The organism is Streptomyces sp. NPDC040545 (assembly GCF_055595065.1).
This window is the reverse complement of record NZ_JBVIWA010000001.1, coordinates 448,899-466,669: the sequence shown is the minus strand read 5'-3', so window position 1 is coordinate 466,669 and position 17,771 is coordinate 448,899. Positions and strand designations below refer to the sequence as shown.

20 protein-coding genes are annotated in these 17,771 nt (G+C 71.8%); 13 read left to right on the top strand and 7 right to left on the bottom strand.

Going from position 1 to position 17,771, the window contains the following annotated elements; genetic code table 11:
* Window positions 1-36: 36 nt before the first annotated feature.
* Together ACZ573_RS02265 and ACZ573_RS02260 are read right to left on the bottom strand one after the other, a co-directional pair.
* Window positions 37-447, bottom strand: coding sequence for a RidA family protein (locus ACZ573_RS02265; RefSeq protein WP_471299022.1), 411 nt, complete (start codon window positions 445-447; stop codon window positions 37-39).
* 11 nt (window positions 448-458) lie between these two features.
* On the bottom strand, window positions 459-1,211 hold the full coding sequence (locus ACZ573_RS02260) for an IclR family transcriptional regulator (protein WP_471297870.1): 753 nt from the start codon (window positions 1,209-1,211) through the stop codon (window positions 459-461).
* Between the two features lie 286 nt (window positions 1,212-1,497).
* On the opposite strand from ACZ573_RS02260, the gene ACZ573_RS02255 reads away from it, so the two are divergent.
* From ACZ573_RS02255 to ACZ573_RS02235, 5 genes are all read left to right on the top strand, one after another.
* Complete coding sequence (locus ACZ573_RS02255; protein WP_471297868.1) at window positions 1,498-2,784, top strand: alanine racemase; 1,287 nt, start codon at window positions 1,498-1,500, stop codon at window positions 2,782-2,784.
* Between the two features lie 10 nt (window positions 2,785-2,794).
* A complete protein-coding gene (locus ACZ573_RS02250; protein WP_471297865.1) occupies window positions 2,795-4,375 on the top strand; it encodes an N-acyl-D-amino-acid deacylase family protein in 1,581 nt (526 codons plus the stop codon).
* 23 nt (window positions 4,376-4,398) lie between these two features.
* Window positions 4,399-5,415 carry a YdcF family protein gene (locus ACZ573_RS02245; protein WP_471297862.1) on the top strand — a complete coding sequence of 339 codons (1,017 nt, stop codon included), beginning with the start codon at window positions 4,399-4,401 and terminating at the stop codon, window positions 5,413-5,415.
* A gap of 192 nt (window positions 5,416-5,607) precedes the next feature.
* Window positions 5,608-5,793 (top strand): hypothetical protein, encoded by a 186-nt coding sequence (locus tag ACZ573_RS02240; RefSeq protein ID WP_030013293.1) that lies wholly within the window; start codon window positions 5,608-5,610, stop codon window positions 5,791-5,793.
* A gap of 213 nt (window positions 5,794-6,006) precedes the next feature.
* Entirely contained in the window at window positions 6,007-6,459 is a 453-nt protein-coding gene (locus tag ACZ573_RS02235) for a nitroreductase/quinone reductase family protein (protein ID WP_471297860.1), read from the top strand.
* A gap of 42 nt (window positions 6,460-6,501) precedes the next feature.
* On the opposite strand, the gene ACZ573_RS02230 is transcribed toward ACZ573_RS02235, so the two are convergent.
* Window positions 6,502-7,053 carry a GNAT family N-acetyltransferase gene (locus ACZ573_RS02230; protein WP_471297857.1) on the bottom strand — a complete coding sequence of 184 codons (552 nt, stop codon included), beginning with the start codon at window positions 7,051-7,053 and terminating at the stop codon, window positions 6,502-6,504.
* A 190-nt stretch (window positions 7,054-7,243) separates the two neighbouring features.
* Between ACZ573_RS02230 and ACZ573_RS02225 the strand changes: the two genes are divergently transcribed.
* Complete coding sequence (locus ACZ573_RS02225) at window positions 7,244-7,603, top strand: hypothetical protein (RefSeq protein WP_471297855.1); 360 nt, start codon at window positions 7,244-7,246, stop codon at window positions 7,601-7,603.
* 11 nt (window positions 7,604-7,614) lie between these two features.
* Here the strand turns inward: ACZ573_RS02225 and ACZ573_RS02220 are convergent, their stop codons facing one another.
* The 3 genes from ACZ573_RS02220 to ACZ573_RS02210 all read right to left on the bottom strand — a co-directional run bounded on the left by ACZ573_RS02220 (window position 7,615) and on the right by ACZ573_RS02210 (window position 9,658).
* Window positions 7,615-8,091, bottom strand: coding sequence for a macro domain-containing protein (locus ACZ573_RS02220; protein ID WP_471297852.1), 477 nt, complete (start codon window positions 8,089-8,091; stop codon window positions 7,615-7,617).
* Between the two features lie 1,170 nt (window positions 8,092-9,261).
* Window positions 9,262-9,495 carry a hypothetical protein gene (locus tag ACZ573_RS02215; RefSeq protein WP_471297849.1) on the bottom strand — a complete coding sequence of 78 codons (234 nt, stop codon included), beginning with the start codon at window positions 9,493-9,495 and terminating at the stop codon, window positions 9,262-9,264.
* 13 nt (window positions 9,496-9,508) lie between these two features.
* On the bottom strand, window positions 9,509-9,658 hold the full coding sequence (locus ACZ573_RS02210; RefSeq protein ID WP_471297846.1) for a hypothetical protein: 150 nt from the start codon (window positions 9,656-9,658) through the stop codon (window positions 9,509-9,511).
* A gap of 301 nt (window positions 9,659-9,959) precedes the next feature.
* On the opposite strand from ACZ573_RS02210, the gene ACZ573_RS02205 reads away from it, so the two are divergent.
* The 3 genes from ACZ573_RS02205 to ACZ573_RS02195 all read left to right on the top strand — a co-directional run bounded on the left by ACZ573_RS02205 (window position 9,960) and on the right by ACZ573_RS02195 (window position 12,551).
* A complete protein-coding gene (locus ACZ573_RS02205; protein WP_150258960.1) occupies window positions 9,960-11,171 on the top strand; it encodes a pyridoxal phosphate-dependent aminotransferase in 1,212 nt (403 codons plus the stop codon).
* Window positions 11,172-11,294: 123 nt separating this feature from the next.
* On the top strand, window positions 11,295-11,687 hold the full coding sequence (locus ACZ573_RS02200; RefSeq protein WP_471297843.1) for an SCO4983 family protein: 393 nt from the start codon (window positions 11,295-11,297) through the stop codon (window positions 11,685-11,687).
* A 210-nt stretch (window positions 11,688-11,897) separates the two neighbouring features.
* Complete coding sequence (locus ACZ573_RS02195; RefSeq protein ID WP_471297840.1) at window positions 11,898-12,551, top strand: RDD family protein; 654 nt, start codon at window positions 11,898-11,900, stop codon at window positions 12,549-12,551.
* A gap of 45 nt (window positions 12,552-12,596) precedes the next feature.
* On the opposite strand, the gene ACZ573_RS02190 is transcribed toward ACZ573_RS02195, so the two are convergent.
* Window positions 12,597-13,019 (bottom strand): hypothetical protein, encoded by a 423-nt coding sequence (locus ACZ573_RS02190; protein WP_471297838.1) that lies wholly within the window; start codon window positions 13,017-13,019, stop codon window positions 12,597-12,599.
* 143 nt (window positions 13,020-13,162) lie between these two features.
* Between ACZ573_RS02190 and ACZ573_RS02185 the strand changes: the two genes are divergently transcribed.
* From ACZ573_RS02185 to ACZ573_RS02170, 4 genes are all read left to right on the top strand, one after another.
* A complete protein-coding gene (locus tag ACZ573_RS02185; RefSeq protein ID WP_471297835.1) occupies window positions 13,163-14,257 on the top strand; it encodes a hypothetical protein in 1,095 nt (364 codons plus the stop codon).
* Entirely contained in the window at window positions 14,254-15,441 is a 1,188-nt protein-coding gene (locus ACZ573_RS02180; protein WP_471297832.1) for a toxic anion resistance protein, read from the top strand. The genes ACZ573_RS02185 and ACZ573_RS02180 overlap by 4 nt, the downstream gene beginning before the upstream one ends.
* 110 nt (window positions 15,442-15,551) lie before the next feature.
* Window positions 15,552-17,111: a substrate-binding and vWA domain-containing protein gene (locus ACZ573_RS02175; RefSeq protein ID WP_471299019.1), complete on the top strand. Its 1,560-nt coding sequence runs from the start codon at window positions 15,552-15,554 to the stop codon at window positions 17,109-17,111.
* Window positions 17,098-17,709 carry a hypothetical protein gene (locus ACZ573_RS02170; protein ID WP_471297829.1) on the top strand — a complete coding sequence of 204 codons (612 nt, stop codon included), beginning with the start codon at window positions 17,098-17,100 and terminating at the stop codon, window positions 17,707-17,709. The genes ACZ573_RS02175 and ACZ573_RS02170 overlap by 14 nt, the downstream gene beginning before the upstream one ends.
* Window positions 17,710-17,771: the final 62 nt, after the last annotated feature.

The window sequence follows — 17,771 nt, the reverse complement described above, 5'->3', positions numbered from 1 at the left end:
CGGCGGGGCGCCTCAGCCCCGGTCTCAGCCGCAGCCTCAGCCGAGGACGGCGAGGGCGTCGATCTCGATGAGCAGCCCGGCCGGCAGGCCCACGTACACGGTGGTGCGGGCGGCGGGGGCCTCCTTCAGGCCCTGCTCCTCGAAGTAGGCGTCGTAGATGCCGTTCATCTCGGCGAAGTGCCCGGTGTCGGTGAGGTAGACGCGGATCATCATCACGTCGTCCCAGCCCGCACCGCCGGCCTCCAGGACGGAACGGACGTTCTCCAGCGTCTGGAGGGTCTGCTCGCGCAGGGTCGGCCCGGCGGGGGTGGGCGGCTGCCCGTCGACGTGCGGGAGGAAGCCGACCTGGCCGGCGACCTGGAGGATGTTCCCCTTCCGCACGCCGTGCGAGAACTTCGCGGGCGGGGCGGTGTGGGTGCCGGGCGTGATGGCGGTCTTCTCGGTCACGTTCTTCTCGCTCACGTGCTCTCCTGTACTCCTGAGTAGTCCTGGCTGATGGCTTCGGCGGTACGCAGCACCTGCGGCAGCAGTTCGAGCAGCCCCTCGGCGGAGACGACCACACTCGGCGCGGACACCGACAGCGCGGCGACGACCCGCCCGTCCGGCCCGTGCACGGGCGCCCCGAGGCAATTGACGGACTCCTCGTGCCCGCCGAGATCGGTGGCCCAGCCCTGCTCCCGGACGAGGTCCAGCTCGCGCAGGAAGGCCGCCGCGTCCGGGGTCGAACGGGCGGTGTAGCGCGGGTAGTCGATCCGGCCGGCGAGGGCGCGGAGCTCGGCCTCGGGCAGGTCGGCGAGGAGCAGCTTGGCCACGGCGGCGACCGTCAGGGGCACGGGCCTGCCGATACGGGAGTACATGCGGACCGGGTAGCGGCTGTCGACCTTGTCGACGTACACGACCTCGTCGTCCTGGTGGAGGGCGAGGTGAACGGTGTGCCCGGTGGCCCGGTTCAGCTCGACGAGGTGGGGGTGCGCGATCTCCCGGACGTCGAGGTTCTCGATGGCCTCGGCGGCGAGCGCGAAGAGCTGTGCGCCGAGGCGGTAGCGGCCGTCGGGGCGGCGGTAGACGAAGCCGCGCTCGTGCAGGGTGCGCAGGAGGCGCAGCGCGGTGCTCTTGTGCACGCCGAGCTCGTCGGCGACCTCGCCGAGGCCGGCGGGCCCCTTCGCGAGCAGCGACAGCACCGCGAGTGCCCGTTCCACGGACTGGCTCATCCCTCGTCCTCTCGTACGGTCACTGCACCACCGGCTCCGCCGGAGACTCGGGCTCCGCCCGAACCCGCGCCTCAATCGCCGGCGGGGCTTGATCCGGCCGCGTCCGCAGACAAAGGCTCGCGCCGGCACAAATCCAGCCTCGTCGGCGTTTGAGGCGCGGGGTCTGGGGCGGAGCCCCAGGAGCGGCGCCGCACGTTGACCCGCCGTCACCCCGGATGTTAGACAGCATGCAGCGGCACACGCAACGACCGTTGCAGCCCACGCAATACAATCGGAAGGTACCCGTATGGCCAGCGACAGCGACCCCGTCAAGGACCTCGCCGACGAGCCGGTCGACCACCGGTTCAAAGGCCTCCCCCCGGACGCCCAGACGCACGGCCTCACCGTCGGCCGGCTCGCCGCCGAGCGCCGCGACCTGTACACCGGCGGCTTCACCACCCCCGTCCTGACCCTCGACGCGGACGCGCTGGAGCACAACCTCGCCGCGCTCGGCACCTACGCCGCCCGTCACGACCTGGCCTTCGCCCCGCACGGCAAGACCTGCATGTCCCCGCAGCTCTTCCGACGCCAGCTGGAGCACGGCGCGTGGGGCATCACCGCCGCCGTCCCCCACCAGGCCCGCGTCTACCGCGCCTTCGGCATCCAGCGGATCTTCCTCGCCAACGAGCTCGTCGATCCCGCCGCCCTGCGCTGGGTGGCCGGCGAGCTCGCCGCCGACCCCGACTTCCGCTTCGTCTGCTACGTCGACTCCGTGCGCGGGGTCCACCTCATGGACCGCGCCCTGCGCGACTCGCCCGCCGTCATCGACGTCGTCGTCGAGCTCGGTGCCGGCGAGGACGCCCGTACGGGGGCCCGCAGCGACGAGGACTGCCGCGCCGTCGCCGACGCCGTCGCCGCCACCGCCACCCTGCGCCTGGTCGGCATGGGCGGCTACGAGGCCGAGGTCCCCGGCGCCGACCCCGGATCCGTCCACGCGTACCTGCGCCGGCTCACCGCGCTCGCCGTCGAGTTCGACAAGGCGGGCCGCTTCCCCGCGGACCTCGACGAGATCGTCGTCAGCGCCGGCGGCTCCGCCTGGTTCGACGCGGTCGCCGACGTGTTCGCCGAGCTCCCGGAGCTGTCCCGCCCGGTCCTCAAGCTGCTGCGCTCCGGCGCGTACGTCTCGCACGACCACGGCTGGTACACCCGGCTGACCCCCTTCAACCGGCACCCGGAGGAGGGCGGGCTGCGCCCGGCGTTCCGGCTGTGGACCCAGGTCGTCTCCCGGCCCTCCCCCACCCAGGCCTTCGTCAACGCGGGCAAGCGCGACATCGCCTACGACCTGGGCCTGCCCGAGGCCGAGCTCGTCCGCGACGCCCTCACCGGCGCGGAGCGCCCCGCCACCGGCATTCGCGTGGTCAAGCTGTCCGACCAGCACGCCTGGCTCGAGACCGACTCCGCCGACGACGTGCAGGTGGGCGACTGGGTGGCCCTCGGCATGTCCCACCCCTGCACGATCTTCGAGAAGTGGCCGCTGATCCCGGTCGTGGAGGCCGACGGCACCGTCACCGACTACGTCCGCACCTTCTTCTAGGCGGGGGCCGGTGGACCTGGTCATCCGGGGGGCCCGCGTCGTCGACGGCACGGGCGGGCCCTCGTACACCGCCGACGTCGGCGTCCACGAGGGCCGGATCACCGGGATCGGCAGGCTGTCCGGGGGCCGCGAGACCCTGGACGCGCACGGGCTCGCCCTCGCCCCGGGCTTCGTCGACATGCACGCCCACAGCGACCTCGCCCTGCTCCGCGACCCGGACCACAGCGCGAAGGCCGCGCAGGGCGTGACCCTCGAAGTCCTGGGCCAGGACGGCCTGTCGTACGCGCCCGCCGACGACCGCACCCTCGGCGAGGTGCGGGCGGCCATCGCCGGCTGGAACGGCCCCGGCGACGACATCGACCTCGACTGGCGCACGGTCGGCGAGTACCTCGACCGGCTGGACCGCGGCTTCGGCGGCGAGGGCATCGCCGTCAACGCCGCCTACCTCGTCCCCCAGGGCACGGTCCGCGCGTACGCCCTCGGCTGGGACGACCGCCCGGCGACCGCGGCCGAGCTGGACCGGATGCGCCGGCTCGTCGCCGACGGCCTGGTCCAGGGAGCCGTCGGCCTGTCCTCCGGCCTCACCTACACCCCCGGCATGTACGCCACCGGGGCCGAACTGACCGAGCTGTGCCGGGTCGTGGCCCGGTACGGCGGCTACTACTGCCCGCACCACCGCAGTTACGGCCACGAAGCGCTGGCCGCCTACGCCGAGATGGTCGCCCTCACCCGGGAGGCCGGCTGCGCCCTGCACCTCGCGCACGCCACCATGAACTTCGGCGAGAACCGGGGCCGGGCCGGCGAACTGCTCGCCCTGCTCGACGCGGCGCTGGCCGAGGGCGCCAACATCACCCTCGACAGCTACCCGTACACCCCCGGCTGCACGACCCTCGTCGCGCTCCTGCCCGGCTGGGCGAACGAGGGCGGCCCGGAGGCGGTCCTGGCCCGGCTGCGCGACGACACCCAGGCCGGGCGGATCCGCCACGCGCTGGAGGTCGAGGGCTCCGACGGCTGCCACGGGGTGCCCGTCGACTGGTCGACGATCGAGATCTCGGGCACCGCCGACCCCGCCTACGGCCCGTACGTCGGCAGGCGCCTGGACGGCTGGGAGACCGCCCGCGGGCTGCTGCTCGGCGACCGGCTCGCGCCGACGATCCTCCAGCACGTCGGGGACGAGGAGAACGTCCGGGCGATCATGCGTCACCGGGTCCACACCGGCGGCTCCGACGGCATCCTCCAGGGCGCGAAACCGCACCCGCGCGCCTACGGCACCTTCCCCCACTACCTCGGCCACTACGTCCGCGAACTCGGCCTGCTCTCCCTGGAGGAGTGCGTGGCCCACCTGGCCGGCCGCCCCGCCGCGCGCCTGCGGCTGCCCGACCGGGGCCTGGTCCGCGTGGGGTACCGCGCCGACCTCGTCCTCTTCGACCCGGACACGGTCGCGGCCGGGTCCACGTACGAGCGGCCGCGCGTGCTGCCGACCGGTGTCCCGCACGTCCTGATCGACGGGCGTTTCGTCATGCGCGACGGGCGCCGGACGGACGTGCTCGCCGGACGGGCGGTTCGCCGAACCGCCCGCGATCTTCGGTAGATCCGACATCTACGATGGGCCGCATGGTCGCCTTCGCCCTCGCCGCCCTCCTCTTCCTCGCGTTCTGCATAAGCGTCCGGCAGGACCGGCGGCGCTTCCAGAACGCCGTGCTCCTGGGGCTGACCTTCCTCAGCGCGTTCTCCGCGCTGTTCCTCCAGGTCGGCAAGCTGCCCACCTGGGCGGCCGTCACGATCGTCGTACTCGTCTTCGCCTCACCCGCGTTCGCCGCCCTGGCCCTGGGCGTCTTCCTCGTCCGCAACGGCATGGTCATGATCCGCAAGGAGGGCTTCCGGCCGGCCAACCTGCTGTCGATGCTCGCGGGCCTCACGATCTTCGCGCTGATGGCGCTGCTGGTCGTCGTCGGCGTGGTCGGCTCCCCCCTCCTCGGCGGCATCGCCGGAACGGTCACCGTGGTCGCCGGCTACGTCTCCTTCGTCTTCTTCTGCTTCCTCGGCTACGCCTTCCTCTACGGGCGGATCAAGGTGCGCGGCGACGTCGACCACGTGGTCATGCTGGGCTCGGGCCTGGTCGGCGGCGACCGCGTGCCGCCGCTGCTGGCCTCCCGCCTGCGCAAGGGGCAGCAGATCTACGAGGCCCAGCTGGCCCGGAGCGGCCGGCCGCCGGTCCTCCTCGTCTCGGGCGGCAAGGGCTCGGACGAGAAGGTCGCCGAGGCCCGGGCGATGGCGGACTGGCTGATCGCGCAGGGCGTGCCCGAGCAGCACGTGGTGCTGGAGGACCGCTCCACCACGACCGAGGAGAACATGCTCTTCAGCCGGGAGATCATGACGGCGCACGACCCCGCCTACCGGTGTGTGGTGGTCACCAACAACTTCCACGCCTTCCGGGCGGCGATGCTGGCCCGCAAGACCGGCGTCAACGGGCAGGTGCTGGGCTCCCCCACCGCGAAGTACTACTGGCCGAGCGCCACCATCCGCGAGTTCGTCGCGGTCTTCTGGGAGCACCGGATCGTGAACCTGTCGATCTGCGCCGTGCTCACCGTCTTCGGCGCGCTCGGCACGCTGGCGGCGGTCCTCGTCTGACCCGCGCACACGGAGGTGCCGTGACTCCCCCCTTGGCAGTCACGGCACCGGTCCGCGCGTGCGCGGTTCGACGCCCTGGGCCTGTTCCCCGGTGTTGTGCCCGGGGCCGTCCGGCGGCCCGCGCGCGGTCGAGGTGCGTTCATGGGGCGGCGGCCGGAGGATGGGGCCAGGGGAAACCGTAGGAGGTACGCGATGGTCAGTGAACCCGACGAGCAGCCCACACGGTCGGACCGCCTCTTCACCGGCGGGGAGCGACCGTACGACCCCGAGGACCTCGTGATGGTGACCGGCCACGACCCGACTCCGGAGCGGATCGAGAAGGCCCGGAAGCTCATGGAGAAGGAGGGCCCGCAGGTCATCGAGCGCTACCTGCCGTAGCGACGGCACAGCCCGAGGACTGCCGCAACCGCCCCCGGCCCCGCCGGGGGCGTCCCCGATCTTCCAGCCTCGCCGGCGTTCGAGGCGCGGGGGCTCGCGGGCAGCGCCCCCGCAACGGCGCCGCACCCGCCCGGTGCGCAGTACGGGTCGGGCGCATCCAGAATCGTTAATGCTCGTTAGCCGCAAGGGGGACACGACCCTAAGGACAGTAAAATGCACGTACTCGATGTCGACTGGGACCACCCCACCGACCCGCGACCCGGCCCACGGCTCGACCACGTACGCGCCTACGTGAGCACCGCGGGAGCTGACGGGCACCTGTGGCATGGAGTCCGCACCCTCCTGCTGACCACGCTCGACCGCGTCGGCGGCCGCACCGTCCGCACCCCGCTGATCTACGCCGAGGACGCCGGTCGCCACATCGTCCTGGCCTCCGCCTACGGCGCCCCGGACCACCCCCACTGGTACCGGAACCTCACCGCCCACCCGGAGGTCCGCCTCCAGGTCGGCGCCGCCACCTTCACGGCGCGGGCGCGCACCGCCACCCCCCTGGAACGGGAGGTGTACTGGGAGATGATGACGGCCCTGTGGCCCCCGTTCGAGGACGACCGCGCCGCGGCCCGGCCCCGCGAGATCCCGCTGGTGATCCTGGAGCGCGAGGGCTGAGCACTCCACGCGCGTAGGTCAGGGTCAGGGCCAAGGTCAGGGTCAGAGCGTGGCCGCGGCGACCGCGCTGTACGTGCGCCCGCCCGCGACGAAGTCGCCCAGCGGGACCATGCCGAAGCCGTCGACGTGCACCTTCCAGGACGGCACGTTCCCGGCCTCGATGAAGGCGACCACGGCGTCGGCGCGCTCCGAGGCCGCCGCCACCGCCATGGTGAAGAGCGCCCGCGACACACCACGCCCCCGGTACGCGGCGGCGACCACGACCGGCCCGTAGAGCAGCCACCGCGCCTCGGCCAGCGGGCGCCCCTGCCAGTCCAGGGCTGCCTGGGCCTGGAGCAGGCCCGCGACCGGCGGCGAAGGGTCGGCAAGAGCCGCAGGCGCCGACAGCGCGAGCAGCCCGGCGATCCGGCCCCCGTCGTCCGCGACCAGCAGCTCCCGCGCACCGGCCATCGCCCGCAGCACGCCGACGTCGAAGTGCCCCTGCACGAAACCCTGTTCCGCCCGCTGCCGTTCCGTCAGCGCGTCGTGGTGGTTGGCGGCGAAGAGCTCAGCCATGGCGGGCGCATCGGCCTCGGTGGCGTACCGGTACTCCATCCCGCGATCGTGCCACGCCCCCACGGCCGGACCGTGCCGCCGACACCGGGCCTACGGGTGACACCGGGGGCAGTATTGAACACGTTCAACGCTCTGGCAGAATGGTCTCCGGTGAACCTGCCGGAACAGCGGGAACGCGAATCCGTCTGCCCTCGCGACGGGTTGCCACGAGACCGGAGGTGGGCACGACATGGGCCTTGTCCTGATCATCCTCGCCCTGATAGTCGCCTTCGCGCTCGCCCTCGTGGGCCTGGCCGTGATCCTCACGGCGAGCGCGGGCCTGGGCCTCGCGACGGCCGCGGTGAGCCGCAGGCTGCCGCTCTGGGCCAGGATCACCCTGCTGCTGACCCTTGCCGCCGCTCCGGCGGCGGCTCTGGTGAGCACCTTGGACGTCGCGACCGTCTGGCAGCTGGCCGCCTGGGCGCTGCCGTTCCTCACGACGGTCGCCTCAGGAGCCGTCTGGCTCGCCTTCGATGCTGACAGGCGCCGCACGCCCAGGCTCCCGAAGCCGGCATGGCCGGCCCGCCACGCACCGGCCGCCGGTCGCTGAGGAGGCGCCACTCACCCGTGGTCGTACACGGTCACTTCCACGTCACGCGCACACAACGCCCGGGTGATCAGCGGCTCGACACGCGACCACGTACCGCCCGCGAGCCCGCACCCGATGCGCGGCATGTGAACACTCGCCCCGAGCTCGACCGCGTGATCGGCGAGCGCGGTGAGGCACCGCTCCACGGCGTCGTAACGAATGGGCGGCCCCCCGCTCCCGGTCCGGATGCCGCGCTGACCGACCATGTTGGCCACCCACACGTCAGGCTTCACCCGCACCACTTGCACCGCGCCCAGCCCGAAGTCATTCCCGCTGCGCCCCCGATGCCAGGCCCGGAACGCGGCCTCGGGCTCGCCCCACCGCTTCGAAACGGCCAGCACGAAGCCCTTCCCCCACCCCCCGAGGTCGTTGCAGACATGCGCGATGACCTTGGGCCCTTTGGCCTGGGGACTCGTCGCATCCCCGGCAATGATCCTGAGCGGCTTCACACCTCGAACGGTATGCGCCGGCACTGACAGCGGGGGGATGGGCGGGGGCTTCGGTAGGCGGGGTCTGCTCGGGCGGTATCAGGGATGTGTACGGGGGTTTCCCGTCAGTCCCATCGTCCCTCCGTGTCGGGCCGGTCCCTCAAGGGCGCTCCTGCGTCGCGTCACTGCGTGATGGCCTTCGGCCACCCTTGACCGACCGACCCGCCCCGGAGAAACGAAAGACTGCCGGGAAGCCCCCAAAGGAACGGGCCGGGCGATCCAGGAGCAGGACGGGGCGATCAGAGACGCCCAGGGAGATCCGGGCGGGAGTGGTCCAGAGACGGGGCCCATGGCAGCGGCCTGCCGGGATGGAGGAAGCGCGTCCAATCGCTACGCGCTCCTCATCTCTCGGCGTCCGACGGCCGTCCTGGGCTGGACATAGGCCGCCTCAGATCGCTACACGCTCCTCCACGACCGCGACCGACGGCCTCCCGGGGCTGATGAGAGCCGCTGAGAGGGACGGACGGCCGGCAGCTCGGCCATTCCGTCGTGGAGCCGGGTCAACGCGAACATCACCCCGCAAGCTCCCGCCCAAACAGGGGTAATTGGCACAAACGGTCGGCCCTTCCGGCCACTCACCTGTACTGACCCACATCCACGACGAAATAGCCGCAGTTTCACGCCTTCCCACCCCAGTCGGTCGGCAGACGCCCCCCATGAGGAGCAGCCAAGGCTCGTGGGCGGCCTATGTCCAGCCCAGGACGGTCGTCGGACGCTGAGAGATGAGGAGCGCGTAGCGACTGGACGCGCTCCCCCCGACGCGGGCGCTGGTCCGTGATGGACCCCGCCTCTCGGTCGTGCCAGCCGAGATCTCCCCTCACATCTTTGGCCGCCCCGCCCCTGTCTTGATGTCCCGGCCCGTTCCTTTGGGGGCTTCCCGGCAGTCTTTCGTTTCTCCGGGGCGGGTCGGTCGGTCAAGGGTGGCCGAAGGCCATCACGCAGTGACGCGACGAAGGAGCGCCCTTGAGGGACCGGCCCGCCCCGGAGGGACGATGGGACTGACGGGAAACCCCCGTACGCGACTCTGATACCGGTCGAGTGGCTCCCGCCTACCGAAGCCCCCACCCCAGGTCCTGACCCCCGACCGACCGGCTCCCGCCCACCGAAGCCCCCACCGAAGCCCCCGCCCCCTCACAGGTACTCGCGGGCGAACTCCACCGCCCATTCCACCGCCGCCAGGGGGACGCTGCCCGAGTGGGGGTCGATGGCGAGGCGGGCCGATTCCCACTCCTGGCCGTGTTCACGGAAGATCGCGAAGCGGGCTTCCTCCAGGACTCCTTCCGGCCTGACCAGGAATTCGATCGCCCGGTCGTCGCCATCCGTGCCGACCGTGGCGATCTCCATGTCACCGACTACGAAAACCACTGTCCCGCGCTCCTCAGTTGCCGCTGTACACGTACACCGGAAGGACGGACCCGATGCGGACCGCTCCTGCCGCCATGAAGGCGCCCGCCACCGCGACGACGACCGTGCCGACCCGTTCGGTGCGCCGGCGGCGGTCCGCCGGCTTCCACTCGCCCTGGTTCATGCACCCAGCCTCCGCCGCGGCACCGGCGCCCGCATGAGTGCACGTACTCATGCGGGGTACTCATGCGGCCTACCCGGTCGTTCCCGATCCAGCCGGCCACCTGGGGTGACGAGCGCAACACCAGGTGCTCGTACGCGCCCGCGTCCCACTCATTCCGCAGGCCGGAACGCGGGCGCGGCCCCGGATTCCAAGGGGGGACCACTCCCCCACCCACGCATTGCCCGAAGTGGGACAAATCACCCCTCGGGCCTCTCTTCGAAAACACACGTCAAGCGCGCACCCGGGCCCGTAAGCTCCCGTCATGCAGGTGATCCAGTCAACCAAACTCGCCAATGTCTGTTACGAGATCCGCGGCCCCGTGCTCGAAGAGGCGATGCGGCTCGAAGCAGCAGGTCATCGCATCCTCAAGCTCAACACGGGCAACCCCGCGGCCTTCGGCTTCGAGTGCCCTCCGGAGATCCTTGAGGACATGCTCCGCAACCTGGGCACCGCCCACGGTTACGGTGACGCGAAGGGGCTGCTCTCCGCGCGCCGCGCGGTCATGCAGCACTACCAGACCAAGGGCATCGACCTGGACGTCGAGGACATCTACCTCGGCAACGGCGTCTCCGAGCTGATCCAGATGTCGATGCAGGCGCTGCTCGACGACGGCGACGAGGTCCTGGTCCCCGCACCGGACTACCCGCTGTGGACCGCCTCCGTGTCCCTCGCCGGCGGCACGGCCGTGCACTACCGCTGCGACGAGCAGTCCGACTGGATGCCCGACCTCGCCGACATCGAGCGCAAGGTCACCGATCGCACCAAGGCGATCGTCATCATCAACCCGAACAACCCGACCGGTGCCGTCTACGACGAAGAGATGCTGCGCGGGCTCACGGACATCGCGCGCCGCCACAACCTGGTCGTCTGCTCGGACGAGATCTACGACCGGATCCTGTACGACGGCGCCGTGCACCACAACACCGCCGCCATCGCCCCGGACCTGCTGACGCTGACCTTCAACGGCCTCTCGAAGAACTACCGCGTCGCCGGCTACCGGGCCGGCTGGATGGCGGTCTGCGGCCCGAAGAAGCACGCCACCTGCTACATCGAGGGCCTCACGATCCTCGCGAACATGCGCCTGTGCGCGAACATGCCCTCGCAGTACGCCGTGGCCACCGCGCTCGGCGGCCGGCAGTCGATCGAGGACCTGGTCCTGCCCGGTGGGCGGATCCTGGAGCAGCGCAACGTCGCGTACGACCTGCTCACCCAGATCCCGGGCGTCACCTGCGTGAAGCCGAAGGGCGCGCTGTACGCCTTCCCACGGCTGGACCCGTCCGTCTACAAGATCAAGGACGACCGGCAGATGGTCCTGGACCTGCTGCGGGCCGAGAAGATCATGGTCGTGCACGGTACGGGCTTCAACTGGCCCGAGCCCGACCACTTCCGGATCGTGACCCTGCCGAACGCCAAGGATCTGGCCGATGCCGTGACCCGGATCGGGAACTTCCTCGACGGCTACAGCCAGCTGTAGCCGCGCACGGTGCGACTCGCCGGAGTCCAGCCGGCGAGACACACCCCCCACCAGCAGGATTCAGCTCAACTTTAGAACCGATCCAATGTAAGATGGTCTCCTGACCACGCAGGAGGCCACCTCATGTACGAGCCGATCCGCACGAAGCCGGTCGTCCACCGCATGGGCGACACTCCGGCCGACTACCCGCACCGCAGCCGCGGCGAAGCCCTGGACATCCAGCTCGCCGGCCACCTCGCGGCCCTGCTCGCCGTGACCGACGAGCTCGGGCTCGACGAGGATGCCGCCGCGATCGCCGCCCAGGTCGCCCGGCTGCGCGGGGCCCGGCCCGCCCGCGCGCCGCACCACTCCCCCGAAGACGCCGCCGCGCTGCACCAGCGCGCCCACGACCTCGCCGCCCGCGCGCTCCTCGTCGCCGCGTCCCGCGCCGACACCACCGTCGCGATCCTCGCCGCCGAGCGCATGGACGCGCACGCCGCCGCCCTGAAGTCCTCGGACCTGGCCGGCGCCCTCTAGACGGCCCCGGTCCGGGGCCGCGGAGGCTCCGGACCGGGTGCCATGTTCCTTGCGCGAGGGCCTGCGGCGAGGACGGAAATTGGACAGAAGCCGGTGCTCCGAACACGATGATGGCTGAAAGATCGCGGCAGCACGGGGGAGGCCGCTCCACATGGTCGATCTCCTCCACTCCGCTTCGTCCCCGTTCGAGCATTCTGGAGAGACTCGCCCATGAGCTTCGGCGACCCGAACAACCCCTACGGCCAGCAGCCTCCGCAGGGCCAGCCCGGCTACCCGCAGCAGGCCCCGCAGGGCGTGCCCCCGCAGTACGGCTACCCCCAGCAGCCTCCGCAGGGCGGCGCCCCGCAGTACGGCTACCCGCAGCAGGCCCCGCCGCCGTACGGCGCCTACCCGCCGCCGGGGATGCCCGCACCGGGCATGCCGGGCACGGGGATGCCGCCGCTGGCCCACTGGGGTCTGCGCCTGGGCGCGACCCTGCTCGACGCACTGATCATCGCGGGCCCGATGTACGCGCTCATCGGTGTCGGCGCCGCCGTCGCCACCAACGAGACGGGTGAGACGATCGCCGGCGTCCTCAGCCTGATCGGCATGCTGTACACCCTCGGCATGGTCTTCTTCCAGATCTACAAGGAAGGCACCACCGGCCAGACGTTCGGCAAGAAGATCGTCGGCATCAGCGTGCACCGCGAGCTCGACGGGGCCACGCTCGGCTTCGGCATGGCGTTCGTCCGCAAGCTGGCACACTTCCTCGACAACATCGCCTGCTACATCGGCTACCTGTGGCCGCTGTGGGACGAGAAGAAGCAGACCTTCGCCGACAAGGTGTGCAGCACCGTCGTCATCAAGGTGAACAAGAACGGCTGATCGCCCCACGGTGAGGACCGGTGGCGACTCCCTGCGCAATCCCTTCTAGGCCGTCGGCGCGAACTCCGCGCCGGCCACCCCGCACCAGGGCACCGTCGCCACCGGCCACACCGGGCCGACCGCCTCCCCGTACTCGGTCGCGCCCGGGGCCACGCCCGGGATCTTCACCAGCGCCTGCGCGGCCCGCCTCTGCGGGTCCGCTTCGGCGCTGTCTCGGAACTCCACCGTGACGACGTACGCGCCGGGGCCCTCGGCCCGCCCCGTCGCCTCCACGGCGGCCACCACCCGGCGGCTGGCCGGATCGATTCGGCACCCGGTGACCCGTACGTCCTCCACCGCCGCCCGCGGTGGTGCCTGCGGCGGATCGCCGCCGCTCGCCCACACGTACAGACCCAGCGGGGCGAACACCAGCAGCCCGGCCACCGTCACCAGGCCGACCAGCCAGCCCTGCCATTTCAACGTGCTCACGCCCATGCGCCGATCCTCCCGGGCCGCCGCCCCGCCCACCAGCACCCGAGGGCTCACACAGCATTTCGAAGTGGGACCGCCTGGACACCTGACGTTCATTCAAATCGGCGCGGAATGTGGGTTTCCGCGAGCACTCTGCACCCGTGAGACGCATCCTAGGAATCGTCCTGGGCCTCCTCCTGATCGGCGGCGTGCTCTACGTCGCCGCATTCCAGGGGCAGGATCACCCAGCAACCACGGCAACGAAGACCGTGCGTGGCGTCATCGGCTCGGAGAAGTCCGAATTCTTCCGCGACCCCGACGTCGTCAAGGCCCTTGCCGCCAAGGGCTACACCGTCAAGACGGAGACCTCGGGCTCCTGGGCGATGGACCAGCTCGCCCTCAAGGAGTTCGACTTCGCCTTCCCCAGCAGCAGTGAACCCGCCAAGGAGGTCGCGGCCGCCGCCGGGCTCAAGGGGGCCCAGGAGACCAAGCCGTTCTTCTCCCCCCTCGTCGTCATCGCCCGCTCCGGCGCGGCCCAGGTGCTGGCCGACAACGGCCTCGCCAGGATGACGGGCAAGAACACCGGGACCCTGCTCATGGGTCCCTTCCTCAAGGCCTCCGGCGAGGACCGCACCTGGCAGCAGCTGCCCGGCTCCGCGGCCCACGCCGAGCTGACCGGCACGGTGTTCATCAAGACCACCGACCCGTCGTCCTCCAACTCCGGCGCCCTCTTCCTCGCCGCCACGTCCAACGTGGCGAACGGCAACACCGTGGTCGCCGACGACGCCGGCATCGCCCGCACCGCGCCGCTGATGCGCAAGCTGATCTCCGTCCAGGGCGCGCTGGAGCCCAGCACCGACGACCCCTTCCGGGCCTTCATCAGCGGCAGCGGCGAACCGCTGATCCTGGTGTACGAGTCCCAGGTGGCCTCGCTGCTGATGCAGAAGCAGGATCCGGGCGACATGGTCGTGCTCTACCCGGACACCACCGTCAACTCGGCGCACACCTTCGTGCCGCTGACCGAGCAGGCGAGGGAGCTGGGCACCCTCCTCGCCACCGATCCGAAGCTGCGCGAACTGGCCGTGCTCCGCGGGTTCCGCCCGCAGGAGGGCGTGGCCGAGTTCGCCGCGGCGACGGCCCCGCACAACGCCTACCTCAACACGGGGCTGACCGGTATCCGCCAGGTCGGCACACCCACCGTCAAGATCCTGATGGCGCTGGCCCAGCGCGCCAAGGGCCAGGGGGACACGCCATGACACTGACACCGCCCGAGGACACCTCCTTCCGCCTGAGTCCTCCGGAGCCCGTCGCCCCCGTACGCCAGGAGCAGGCCGCCGGGCTGGTCCCGCTGCAGGACGGCGTCCGCGAGGAGATGGCCCGCCGGGCCGGGGAGTACGTCGGCTCGCTCGCCGCGATCGATGCCCGCTCCCCCGAGTTCGCGCAGCGCATCGGGGAGATAGCCGGCCTCGGCCAGGCCGACATCCGCAGCGCCGCCCAGCAGTCCAACCGGATGCTGGAGCGGGCCGTGCGCTCGCTGGGCCCGGACGGCGGCGGCGACGCCCAGGCCCGGGTCGCCGGGTCCCTGGTGGAGCTGCGGCGCACGGTCGAGGACCTCGACCCGCGCGACACGCCCGCCAAGGGGGCCCGCAAGCTGCTCGCGAAGCTGCCGGGCGGCAACAAGTTCCGCGACCACGTGGCGAAGTACGCCTCCTCGCAGGCCACGCTCAACAAGATCGTGGGCTCGCTGCGCAGCGGCCAGGACGAACTGCGCCGCGACAACGCGGCCCTGCACACCGAGCGCTCGCGCCTGTGGGAGACGATGGGCAAGCTCCAGGAGTACGCCGTCCTGACCGAGGCCCTGGACAGCGCCGTGGAGCAGCGGGTCGCCGAGGCGGAGCACACCGATCCGGGTGCGGCCGACGCGCTGCGCGCGGACGTGCTCTTCCCGGTCCGGCAGAAGCACCAGGACCTGCTGACGCAGCTGGCCGTCTGCGCGCAGGGCTACCTGGCGATGGACGTGGTCCGGCGCAGCAACGACGAGCTGATCAAGGGCGTCGACCGGGCCGCGACCACCACCGTGTCCGCGCTGCGGATCGCCGTGATGCTGGCGTCGGCCCTCGACAGTCAGCGCAAGGTGACCGAGCAGGTCAACGCCCTGAGGGGGACCACCGAGGAGCTGATCCGGGGCAACGCGGAGATGCTGTCCTCGCAGAGCGGCGAGATCCAGCGGATCGCGGCCGATCCGGCGGTGGGCGCGGAGACGCTGCGGACGGCGTTCGCGCAGATCTACAAGACGCTGGACGCGATCGACACGTTCAAGGTGCAGGCGACGGAGAACATGGCGGCGACGGTGGAGTCGCTGGCCGGGGAGCTGCAGAGCGCGTCGGCGTACCTCGCGCGGACGCGGACCGCCGGTGCGCTCGACGGGGGTGCGCTGTGAGCGCGGCCGGGCGGGTACGGGCGGCGGTGGGGATCGCGCCCCGGCCCCCGCGGACGGGCCGTGGGCCGGGCCGGACGGGCTTCGCGCTCGCGCTCGCGCTCGGCGTGCTCATGGCGGCGACGGCCTGCACCTCCGGGGGTTCGGCCGAGCCGGCAGAGACGGCCTACAAGGAGGGCACCCTGCGGGTGCTGGCCTCCAGTGAGCTCAGCGACATGGAGCCCGTGCTGAAGGCCGCCAAGGCCGCCACCGGGGTCACCGTGAAGCTCACCTGGTCCGGGACGCTGGACGCCGCCGAGCAGGTCGCCTCCGGGCAGGCCGACGGCAAGTACGACGCGATCTGGCTCTCCTCCAACGACTATCTGCGGCTGCGGCCGGAGGCGGCCGGGAAGCTGTCCAGCGAGACCTCGGTGATGTCCTCGTCCGTCGCCCTCGGTGTGAAGCCGCAGGCGCTGGCCCGGCTCGGCTGGAAGCCCGAGGAGGTCACCTGGCCGGCGGTGCACGAGGCCGTCGCCGCCGGGAAGCTGACGTACGGGATGACGGATCCGGTGCGCTCCAACTCCGGTTTCTCGGCGCTGGTGTCGGTGGCGTCGGGGCTGTCGGGCGCGCAGGCGGCGCTGAGCGACGCGGACGTGAAGGCGGCCACGCCCCGGCTGAAGGAGTTCTTCACCGGGCAGAGGCTGACCTCGGGCTCCTCGGGCTGGCTCGTCACCGCGTACGGCAAGCGCGGGGACGTGGACGCGCTGGTGAACTACGAGTCGGTGCTGCTGTCCATGAACCGGGACGCGAAGGACGCCGGGGGTCCGCTGGCGGTGATCCGGCCGCGCGACGGGGTGGTCACCGCCCACTATCCGCTGACGCTGCTGACCTCGGCCCCGGCCGGGGCGCGTGACGCGGGGCGGGCGCTCACGGAGTACCTGCGGGGCCCGGAGGCGCAGAAGGCTATCACCGAGCAGACCTTCCGCCGCCCGGTCGCGGCCGGGGTGGCGCCGGCCGCCGGGCTGGACGCCGAGAAGCGGCGCGAGCTGCCCTTCCCGGGTTCGCGGTCGGTCGCCGACGGGCTGCTGGCCTCGTACGAGAACGAGCTGCGCCGGCCCTCGCGGACGGTGTACGTGCTGGACACCTCGGGTTCGATGAGCGAGGAGGACCGGATCGGGCGGCTGAAGTCGGCGCTCACCGATCTGACGGGCTCGGGGAGTTCGGGTACCGGGCAGCGGTTCCGGGACCGTGAGGAGGTGACGCTGCTGCCCTTCGGGTCCAAGGTGAAGAAGGTGCGCACCCACGTCGTCGAGCCCGGCAATCCGGGTCCGGCCCTGGACGCGATCCGGGGGGACGTGAAGTCGCTGGAGCCGGACGGGGGTACGGCGGTCTACGGCAGTCTGGAGGCGGCGTACCAGCACCTCGGCCAGGGCGGCGCGGACGCGTTCACCTCGATCGTGCTGATGACGGACGGCGAGAACACCGAGGGGGTCGGGGCGAAGCACTTCGACTCCTTCTACGCGGCCCTGCCGCCGGCGCAGAAGCAGACGCCCGTCTTCGCGGTGCTGTTCGGCGACTCGGACCGCAAGGAACTCACCCACATCACCGAGCTGACCGGCGGGCGGCTCTTCGACGCCACCGGCGGCACCGGTTCGCTGGCCGGAGCCTTCGAGGAGATCCGTGGCTACCAGTAGGACGGCCCGGGGCCTGATGTACCTGGAGTCGAAGAAGAACCTGGCCGGCTCCGCCTGCGGCGTGGCCGGCCTGGCCCTCACCCTCGCCGGGGTGGCCGGTGCGTACTGGCCGGTGGTGGTCGCCGGGCTGTACGGGGCGGGCGCGCTGATCGCACCGCCGGAGCGGACGGCGCCGCCGCCGTTCGATCCGCGGGAGGAGCTCGGCGTACTGCGCGAGGACTTCGGGCGACTGCGGGAGTACGTCGCCGGGGTGGAGCTGCCGTCGGGGGCCGGGGAGGCCCTCGCGGAACTGCTGGAGCTGTACGGGGCGCTGCTGGAGCCGGGGTGGGTGGCCGATGTGCTGGTCACCGATCCGGAGGCGGTGCACGCGGTGTCGCGGGCGGTCCGGCAGGACGTGCCGGAGAGCGTGGACGCGTACCACCGGACCCGTTGGTGGAGCCGGATGACGCCGGGCGGAGAGTCGCCGGAGCGGCACCTGGAGCGGCAGTTGGGGCTCCTGGGTGAGGAGGCGCAACGCGTAACGGCGGGCCTCCACGAGGTGGAGGCCCGCCGTCAGCAGACGCACACGGCCTACCTGGAGGAGCGCGGACGCTCCTGACAGGACGGGCCGGTGCTGCGGTGGGCGCCGCTTGGTCGGGGGCTCCCACAGCGGTGGGACGC